At 36.2% G+C, this 9,029-nt stretch carries 6 protein-coding genes and 2 pseudogenes; 3 read left to right on the forward strand and 5 right to left on the reverse strand.

Features of this window, described 5'->3' with window-relative positions:
* The first annotated feature begins 89 nt into the window (after window positions 1-89).
* Window positions 90-1,030: pseudogene (locus Wcon_RS13400) on the forward strand (IS5 family transposase).
* A gap of 456 nt (window positions 1,031-1,486) precedes the next feature.
* Here the strand turns inward: Wcon_RS13400 and Wcon_RS07210 are convergent.
* Entirely contained in the window at window positions 1,487-2,551 is a 1,065-nt protein-coding gene (locus Wcon_RS07210) for a 5-(carboxyamino)imidazole ribonucleotide synthase (RefSeq protein WP_114517719.1), read from the reverse strand.
* A 106-nt stretch (window positions 2,552-2,657) separates the two neighbouring features.
* On the opposite strand from Wcon_RS07210, the gene apaG reads away from it, so the two are divergent.
* Window positions 2,658-3,062, forward strand: coding sequence for a Co2+/Mg2+ efflux protein ApaG (gene apaG, locus Wcon_RS07215; protein WP_114517720.1), 405 nt, complete (start codon window positions 2,658-2,660; stop codon window positions 3,060-3,062).
* Here the strand turns inward: apaG and Wcon_RS07220 are convergent.
* Window positions 3,059-4,665, reverse strand: a pseudogene (locus Wcon_RS07220) (ABC transporter permease). The gene apaG and the pseudogene Wcon_RS07220 overlap by 4 nt on opposite strands.
* A 130-nt stretch (window positions 4,666-4,795) precedes the next feature.
* On the opposite strand from Wcon_RS07220, the gene trhO reads away from it, so the two are divergent.
* Window positions 4,796-5,626, forward strand: coding sequence for an oxygen-dependent tRNA uridine(34) hydroxylase TrhO (gene trhO, locus Wcon_RS07225; protein ID WP_114517721.1), 831 nt, complete (start codon window positions 4,796-4,798; stop codon window positions 5,624-5,626).
* Between the two features lie 334 nt (window positions 5,627-5,960).
* On the opposite strand, the gene Wcon_RS07235 is transcribed toward trhO, so the two are convergent.
* From Wcon_RS07235 to Wcon_RS07245, 3 genes are read right to left on the reverse strand one after another with little or no spacing between them, the layout of a single operon-like run.
* Window positions 5,961-6,944 carry an Rpn family recombination-promoting nuclease/putative transposase gene (locus tag Wcon_RS07235; RefSeq protein ID WP_237350100.1) on the reverse strand — a complete coding sequence of 328 codons (984 nt, stop codon included), beginning with the start codon at window positions 6,942-6,944 and terminating at the stop codon, window positions 5,961-5,963.
* Complete coding sequence (locus tag Wcon_RS07240) at window positions 6,941-7,561, reverse strand: group II intron maturase-specific domain-containing protein (protein ID WP_114517628.1); 621 nt, start codon at window positions 7,559-7,561, stop codon at window positions 6,941-6,943. Before Wcon_RS07240 ends, Wcon_RS07235 begins: the two co-directional genes overlap by 4 nt.
* On the reverse strand, window positions 7,534-8,424 hold the full coding sequence (locus tag Wcon_RS07245) for a reverse transcriptase domain-containing protein (RefSeq protein WP_114517629.1): 891 nt from the start codon (window positions 8,422-8,424) through the stop codon (window positions 7,534-7,536). The genes Wcon_RS07240 and Wcon_RS07245 overlap by 28 nt, the downstream gene beginning before the upstream one ends.
* Between the last annotated feature and the right edge of the window lie 605 nt (window positions 8,425-9,029).

Below are 9,029 nucleotides of genomic sequence, written 5' to 3' on the forward strand. Positions count from 1 at the left end.
TGGCTTTGTTGCATCACTCAAGAGAAAAGAACTGGCAGTTACTGACAAAATTCATTATAGAATAGCCATTTAACCATTGAAGAAAAAATATGCCACAGCAAATGAAAGTCAGTAACTGCAATGAATATAACAAATTTCTCCAAGAAAGAGGAAATATTTTTCATTTTATTAATAGAAAATTGGTACGAACATGGTCCAAAAGTGTTCGGTGGCAACAATATTTACAGTGATAAAGTTGTGATTTTAGTGCATATAGTCGCTAGTCTCTTTAGAATTGGCTTAAGACAAACGGTAGGGTTTATAAAAGGATATTTGCAGCAAGTAGGAAAAGGCTTAGCAGTCATTAGCTATTCGCAGGCTTCAAGAAGGTTTAAAAAACTCAATATTAAGATCAATGATTGCAGAGTTGACAAAAACAATATGGAAGATATTGAAATTGCCATAGACAGTACAAGTATCAGTATTTATAATAATACCCCTGGTCACAGTAAGGAAAATAGTAAAGATAGAAAGTATCGCAGCTATGAACAGACAAGAAAATTGCATGTAATGTTGAATATAAATAGCAAAAACGCCATAGCTGTAAAATACAGTAACGGTGTCTACTCTGATCACTTGTGATCTGCTAAAAAAAGTTGATTTTCAGCATGTCGTAAAAGTACTATATGCCGATAGGGCGTACGATAGGCATAAGCTTTATAAATTATGCAAAGAATATAATATAAAAGCAAAAATTCTACCAAAAACCTGTGCAGCAGAGCATTTAAAAATAGACTACATGTCTGATAGGAACACTGCTATTAGGTTAATCAAATTACATAATGAAGATGGTATGAAGAAGTGGAAAGAAAAAGTAAATTATGGAAAGAGGTCATATATTGAGGTTTTTTTTTCGCGACTAAAACAAACATTTGGGTTTAGCTTTAGAAATAAATCCGAAGTAAATCGTGAAAAAGAATTGCTAATAAAATGCTACTTACTCAATAAATTTATTGAAATTGGCGTCGCTAAATTTGAGATAGCTTCATGAATTTATTATACATTATCTACTATCCAAAGAGCGATGCAACAAAGCCATCCCAGTGTCACGCACTGGAATGACAATAAAGGGGCTACTCGCATTTTTTAGGCCCAAATCGCAATATTTGTACAGTTGTGACACCCTTTTGGTGCACCATACAAACAACTATTGTGGCAATTCGCGTAGCAGAAGGTGTCATTCCAGTCTGGAATCCACTCTTTTCCTAATCTCATCAATAAAAACTTAGCATTACTTTATGTATCCAAAATTTCTTGATTCCAGACTGGAATGACATCATTTACAATGTTCGTACAGTTGTGTGTCAAGCACTGGGATGACACCATTATAAAGGAACCAGTGTTAGCTACTTGGATGACAAGAGGAGCTACTTAAATGACACCAGAGATGACGCCATCTGCGGCCCTGCAAATTGTAATATTGTGGTGGTATGACGTAGAAAAACTGTTAACTTAAATCTATATTGACATGTCCCATTTTACGCTTGTCCCTAACCTCTTTTTTCCCATATATGGTTAAGCTAGCTTTTTTGTTGCTCAGATACTTGTGAGAATCATATATATCATGACCTATTATGTTTTTTGTCATGCAAGGGAAGCGTAATACTACTTCTTGTATAGGTAACCCGCATGTTACCCTAACCAATTGCTCAAATTGACTAACGTTACATGCATCCAAGCTCCAGTGGCAAGAATTGTGAGGTCTTGGGGCTAGTTCATTAACTAGTAACTCATGATTTTCAGTGATGAAAAACTCAATAGTTAGAATTCCTACTACATCAAGCGCAGCTGCTATTTTCTCTGCAGTTTTTTGTACCTCTTTAGTTAATTTATTATCTATTTTAGCTGGTACTGTCGAAGTATCAAGTATTCCATCAACATGACAATTTTCTGCTATAGGAAAAAAGACCACCCTACCATTTTGATCTCTTGTAATAACTATTGAAATCTCCTTCAATAAGTCGATACTTGCTTCCAGAATATATTGTGTATTCCAATCAAAAGAAACAAATTGTTTTACTTCATAATCATTTTTAATCACATATTGTCCTTTTCCATCATAACCCATTTCTGTTGTTTTCAGCCTTGTTGGATAGCCAAAAGTTTCACTACTTTCTAGTAGCTGATTATAATTCTGTATACTTTTGTAATCAGCAGTTTTTATGCCCAAACCTCTAATAAAATCTTTCTCTCTCAGCCTATTTTGCGAAATGTGTAACGCCTTTTTGCCTGGATAAAAATCTGCATGCCGCGACACAATATCAATTGCACTACATGGAATATTTTCAGACTCAATAGTGACTAAATCCACACTCTGTGCAAAAGATTCAAGTGCCTTCTTATCAGAGAAGTCTAAATCATCAGCAATAGAACAAGCTGGATCGTCTTTAGCACTGGCAAAAACATGCGTTCTTTGCCCAAGTTTCATTGCAGCAATAGCGGTCATTCTACCCAATTGCCCACTTCCTATTATTCCTATCACTTTTTTACCAAGTGGATCTGGTTTGTTCATAATATAAATTAATATTTCCTAGTTAGAGTACGATAATATGCTTGGAAAATCTATGAAAAAAGTGTATAATTGAAATGTGTTAAGCTCTTATCATGAATGCTTTATAATGACCATGAAATACACACTTACTACTAACTTTGTTGAAGTTACAGTTTTACCAATTTACATTGAAGAGCAATCCATTCCTTATGAAAATTGCTACGTGTGGATGTATAATGTTAAGATAAAAAACAAAAGTTCATCAACTATTCAATTGTTAAGTCGCTATTGGCAAATAATAGATTATAAGGGCAAAATAAATGAAGTTTCCGGAGTTGGTGTTATTGGAGAACAACCTGTAATAAAACCTGGAGAGGTATTCAAATATACAAGTGGAACATACTTAAATGAACCATCAGGAATAATGCAGGGTAAATATGAATTTCTGAACGAAGAGAGCATAAAAACCTTTGAGGTTATGGTACCATCCTTTTCCTTAGATAGTCCATACGTTAATACTAGACCTCATTAACTATCAAATTTTTGATCCTTATCATCAAGCGTGAATAAGATTATCGTAGAGATTAAGCCTATCATAACTATCATTAACGAAAATGGGGCAGCTTCTCTATAACGCTCGTCGCTTACAAGTTCATATATTCTAGTTGATATAGTTTCAAAATTAAATGGTCTTATAATGAGTGTTGCCGTAAGTTCCTTTATAGTATCCATAAATACGAGCAGAAATCCCGACATTATGCTTTTCTTGATAAGAGGGATATGAATATTCAGGCATGTAGAAATAGGCCCATGACCCATAGTATATGCAGTCCACTCAATTTCATTTGGTGTTTTTTTGAGCCCCGACTCTACCGCCTTGAAAGATATGGCAAAAAAACGAAATAAATATGAGTAAACTAAAGCACCAATAGTTCCTACCAAGCTAATTTCCACAATATATTGAGTAATGAAAGAGGATATTCTGCTTAAAAATATTATTATGCTAATTGCAATAATTGCATTTGGAATTGCATATCCGAGAGAAATGAAACGCGCTATATTAGCGATTATCTTATTTCTACGCGCTGTATATCCAATAATTATCGCAATGCTAATTGAGATTAATGCGGTAATAAATGATAAACCAACACTGTTTGCTATTATATTATAGAATCTTGCTTCATATATGAAAAACCCCTTCTCTATGCTCCAATATATAAGTGGAATCATTGGCAAAATAAAACCTATTAATATTGGCAGTGCACACATAGTATAAGTAAAGATCAATGGTATAGAACCATTTATACTCCGTTTATTGTGATAATCTGCATTAGTATTGATTGAAGAGTAGGATATTCCTCTTTTTTGTAGTTTTTTCTCGATAACTATTAGTGTTGCAACGAAAATCAGTTCTGCAACTGCCAAAACAGTAGTTGAATATTTGTCATGCAGTAAAAACCAAGTACGGTATATTCCCGTCGTGAAAGTATCGATAGCAAGAAACTGTGGTGTGCCGAAATCTGTAATTACTTCCATTAGTACCAAGGACAGCCCAGCTATAATTGATGGGCGTATAGAGGGTATGATGACAGAAAACAGGCTCTGTAATGAAGAAAACCCAAGTGTTGATGCAATAGTGACTGAGTTACTAACATTCTTTAAACTTGAGCGGACTAACATATAAACGTATGGATATAGGCTAAATCCCATTACTAATATTCCACCACCTAGAGATTTTATTTCAGGAAACCAATAGTCACCTTTGCTCAATTGAAAAATATCTCTTAATAAGCTCTGAACTGGGCCTGGAAATTCTAGCGTGTTTACATAAACAAACGATACTATATATCCAGGAATTGATATCGGAAAGAATAAAGCAATCTCAAAAGTTTTACTTCCAGGAAACGAAAAAATGTAGTAAGCCAAGCTGGAATTACTCCAAATATGAAGGATATTACCCCTACTCCTACCATCAAAATCAACGTGTTGAGTATATATTCAGGGAAAAGTCTACTAATTACCCATCCAGAATTTGCCGATTCTGTAAATAGAATCGATATTAACGATAGTATAGGGCAGACAAATAATATACTTACTAAAAATAAGAATATATTTTTAAATATTCTCAAAAACATTAATTTGAATCTATATTTGATACTAAAATGTTATATATAAAAACTGAAGATATCCAGTAATTAACAGCCGTCCTATTGAATATCTTTATAATTTTATATATTATGTTTTAAATCGATAAACTAATTAATCATGAGTTTCATCATTGCAACTTTCTATCACTTTATAGAACTCTCTAATTATTATGACATGAAAGACGAAATAAAAGTTGCATGTGACAACGTGGAGTTAAAGGGTACTATACTACTTGCAGAAGAGGGTATTAATGCAACTGTATCTGGTAGAAGAACCGCAATTGATAAAATATTTGATTTTTTATGTTCTGATGACAGGCTGAAAGGTCTTACGTGGAAAGAGAGCGCGGCAGAATATCAACCATTTAGTAAGATGAAAGTGAGGTTAAAAAGAGAAATTGTAAATCTTGGTGTAAGTAATCTCGATACTGCCGTTAGAGGTCAGTACGTTGATCCAGAGCATTGGGATGATTTTATCTCTCAACCTGACGTTTTAGTAATAGACACACGAAATGAATACGAAGTAAAACTAGGCAAGTTTAAAAATGCAATCAATCCACACACTCAACGTTTTCGCGATTTTCCTCAGTGGGCAGAGTCATTTTCTGAGAGTAAAGACCTGAAAGTGGCTATGTACTGCACTGGTGGAATCAGATGTGAGAAATCTACAGCATATATGAAAAGCCTTGGATTTAACGATGTTTACCACCTTAAAGGCGGTATTCTTTCCTACCTTGAAAAAACTCACAACAAAAGTAGTAGTTGGGAGGGCGAGTGTTTTGTTTTTGATGATAGAATTGCTGTTGATCACTCACTCGCCCCAAGTGATAAAATAAAATGCATATTCTGCTCAAATCAAGTTTCCACTGATGAACTGAAATCAGCTCCACGCGGCCAGGTGGTTTGCTCTGATTGCAAATCTTTAAGTATTGAAAGAAAGCCAGACTAACCTTTAACAACTCCTTTCTCGTTGCATATTTGAACCTTAATTTATCAAGGCATTTACCTACGACATAGCCCGCTCCAGTTCCAAGTAACGCACCAACTACAGCAAACACTACACCAGAAACACCAACAAGAGTTAAAGCTGCTTACCCTAAATAATATGCTGCAACTAACTAAACCAATTGCTGCGCCTATATACCTAGGTTTCACATTCTCTGTGGCAAAGGCTACGTTGTTTAGATATTGCCATAATATACTCCTTAATTTAAAAATTAATATAATTATTTTTAAGAGATATAGCTGAAACCATATCTTTTAATACAGATGTACAAAATGTTTTACTTTAGTTTTTCGATCTCATCAATTGCAAGATCGGTGGATTCAGCTATTAAGTCAATAGATACGCCAGCTTTAAGTAGGTTTTTTGCTACCTCAATCTTTCCTTCAATCTTTCCTTCAATTCTACTTTGCATGATGCAAGAGAAATTATCATCTTCGCGTTTCTTATCTTGTTCATATATAGCTCGTTCTTCACTAGTCCAGCTATATTGGTTTAACTCATTATAAGCCCTGCCAATAATTTCATCACTTCCTATTATCTTCTTTAGATCCTCCTCACTAGTCTTGTTTGCGTATTTGAAAAAATAACACCACTTTTCGACTATATTTTCTAATTGATCTTCTTGTGTTTTTGGGAATTTCGGTAATTCTATGAAAGTAAAACTAAAGTCCTTCAGGTCATGTTCAAATGTTTTTCTATCAAGAGTAACGTGATCGGATTTGTACTCTGGTTTATTAGGAAATAGGATAAAATCAGTGATAGCAATAAAGACAACTTCCTTCAGATCTTGATATTGACCACCTACGTCAGCTTGACTGGAATAAGCTTTGGCGGCATAGTATTGTGCACGTTTTTCGAAGCCAGTAGTTCTAGCGACTTGCATCTCAACAATTGTTTGAACACCTTTAGAATCTCTACAAAGTACATCAACAATACTTTCCTTTTTAGCAGCAATATCAGGATTTTGAATGGGATTTAGAAACTGCACATCCTTTATCTTAGCTTCACCAGTAAGGCCTAGAATGTCATTGAGAAAGTGAATAAGAATATCTTTATTTTTTTCAGTACCAAAAATACGCTTGAACGAGTAAGAGTTTAGTGGACTGAGATATTTTCCACTAAACTCTCCTCTAGGAACCGTACTTGAAAGTTTCCCTTCATACGGCTCGAGCCATCTTAAGTCCTTTTCTCGAGAACCGGCAACAGCTTCCTTCAAATATTCTGGCATTTCAAATTCCTTACTAGGATTAACATTAATCATATCTTATCATCCTCATAAAGAGAAGGATTATTTGATCTACGTTTTTCAAAGTAGGCATACCATTCTTTATCGTAGGGATTTGCCTCAGCTTGAATTTTCTTGTGGCGACGAATTGGTACGCTTGTTGCTTGAAAGAGTTCCTTCCACTCAACTGTACCTTTATTCTTAGTCAGCGCTGCAAAGCACCATCTTCTGGCTTCTTTTGTTTTAAAGTATTTCTCCTTAATCCAGCGTAAGCCTTTATTAGGGTGTCTGCGTTTTGACCATTGCCATAAGGCTTTAAAAATCTCAGAATCCACTTTCTCATAAGCTTTTCTTGCGCATATTCCCCTGTGGTAATAGACCCACCCTCGAATTTGAGGTGTGAGCAGTTCTATTACTTTTTCTTGGGTTGCTGCGCAGTTCTTACGAATCAAGCACCGGATGCGCTTCAGAAGTCGGTTTGTACTTTCTGCTGAAGGTTTGATGATTATCTTCCTTTCGTACTTACGTACTGTCTGACCTAGAAAATCAAATCCCTGTTCTACGTGTGTGATCTTGGTTTTTCCTGTGGATAGAGTTAACCCTCTGTCGCTGAGGAAATCCTCTACTAGCCTTTTAACTTTAGTCTCAAGAATTTCTTTTGATTTTCCAGTGTTACTATGAAGTCATCCGCGTAGCGAATCACGTGCACACCATATTTCTTGCGTTTTCTTGTTCCCTTCTTCCCGAAATGTTTACTGATAACATTTTCGAAACCATCAAGGGTCAAGTTAGCAAGTACAGGGGAGATAATTCCTCCTTGTGGAGTCCCTGCTATTGTGAAGCGGAACATTTGTTTTTCTATGAACCCAGATTTTAACCATTTGCTGAGAATATTCTTTTCTATTGGAATTGAGCTTTCTAACCAGCAATGGTCTATTTCATCAAAACACTTCTTAATATCCGCCTCTAGGATCCATTGCGATCTGTCGCGTCCCGCCAAAGTTTTGTGGATCTGGCTTATCGCATCAGCAGCTGAGCGATGTTTCCTAAATCCGTATGAGTGTCTATCTCCTATTGTTTCTGCAACAGGATCAAGTCCCATAAGATATAAGGCCTGCATCGCTCGATCTTTCATAGTGGGAATACTAAGAGGTCGCTTGCTGCCTGTAGGTTTGGGGATATAGACTCGTCTCAAAGGTTGAGAGCGATATCCTCGTTGCCTCAGGTTTGCAATTCCTTGAGATTTTGCTGAAGGGCTCTGCCACAACTGGTTGTCAACACCAGCTGTACATTTTCCTTTATTTGAAGTTACGCGTTTTACTGCCAACGCTTTAGCACTAAAACTACGTGTGAGGAGGCGTTGTAAAGTTTTCACTTTATTCCATCTCCTAGCTTTTGTTGCCTGAACAATACGAGCTTGTAGCCTTCTGGTATTTTTTTTACACTGAAACCAGTTAATTTGATTCCAGTGTTCTGCTGTACCGAAAGGTGCACTTACAATTTTACCTGTAACCATCTGCTTTCCTCACTTAAAAGGTTTTACAAACAATCTTGTTCAAGATGACCGTAGTGGACGTCAGTTCTCTTTCGAGCCAGATAACGTTTAAACCTGTATCTCATCCATTACAGATGAGCATTCACTTTTTCCACACTCCCAATCCCACATATCCATCAGTCTTTCTCATGATCAACCTTACTGAGTAAAGAAATTACCCAGAGATATATGGGGTTTCCGTGTTCCACCTATCAAACAACGAGCGGGTTAGGATTGATCTATACACCGGTGGTGTTTATGTTTGCGTATCAGATGCGTTCACGCTGATAACCTACCACATACCTTTTGGTCCAAGCCTGTCAGTGTCTTTGGCTTGTTCGATTTAACGATGCTTACGATCATTCACTTCTGTTATCCATACCGTTCACCCTAGCCCCCGTGCCAACTTGACACTTATAGCATCGTTCCTTCTTCACAGACCGAACTTCTCCTTTTCGGGCGGGTTCATTGTCCTAAACGCTTTGCATAAGACATTACTGTACTTATACAGTTTAGTAGGGTACGAGTGGCAAAACACTCGGTTTAGTCAGTGCTAAACAGTTTAATAGACGACTTTCACGTCACAC

Source organism: Wolbachia endosymbiont of Cylisticus convexus (genome assembly GCF_003344345.1).

Bases quoted from the DNA above. Each gene is read 5' to 3' on its own strand.
- trhO (WP_114517721.1), top strand. From the start codon at position 4,796: ATGAGTTTCATCATTGCAACTTTCTATCACTTTATAGAACTCTCTAAT.
- apaG (WP_114517720.1), top strand. From the start codon at position 2,658: ATGACCATGAAATACACACTTACTACTAACTTTGTTGAAGTTACAGTT.
- Wcon_RS07245 (WP_114517629.1), bottom strand. From the start codon at position 8,424: ATGGTTACAGGTAAAATTGTAAGTGCACCTTTCGGTACAGCAGAACAC.
- Wcon_RS07235 (WP_237350100.1), bottom strand. From the start codon at position 6,944: ATGATTAATGTTAATCCTAGTAAGGAATTTGAAATGCCAGAATATTTG.
- Wcon_RS07210 (WP_114517719.1), bottom strand. From the start codon at position 2,551: ATGAACAAACCAGATCCACTTGGTAAAAAAGTGATAGGAATAATAGGA.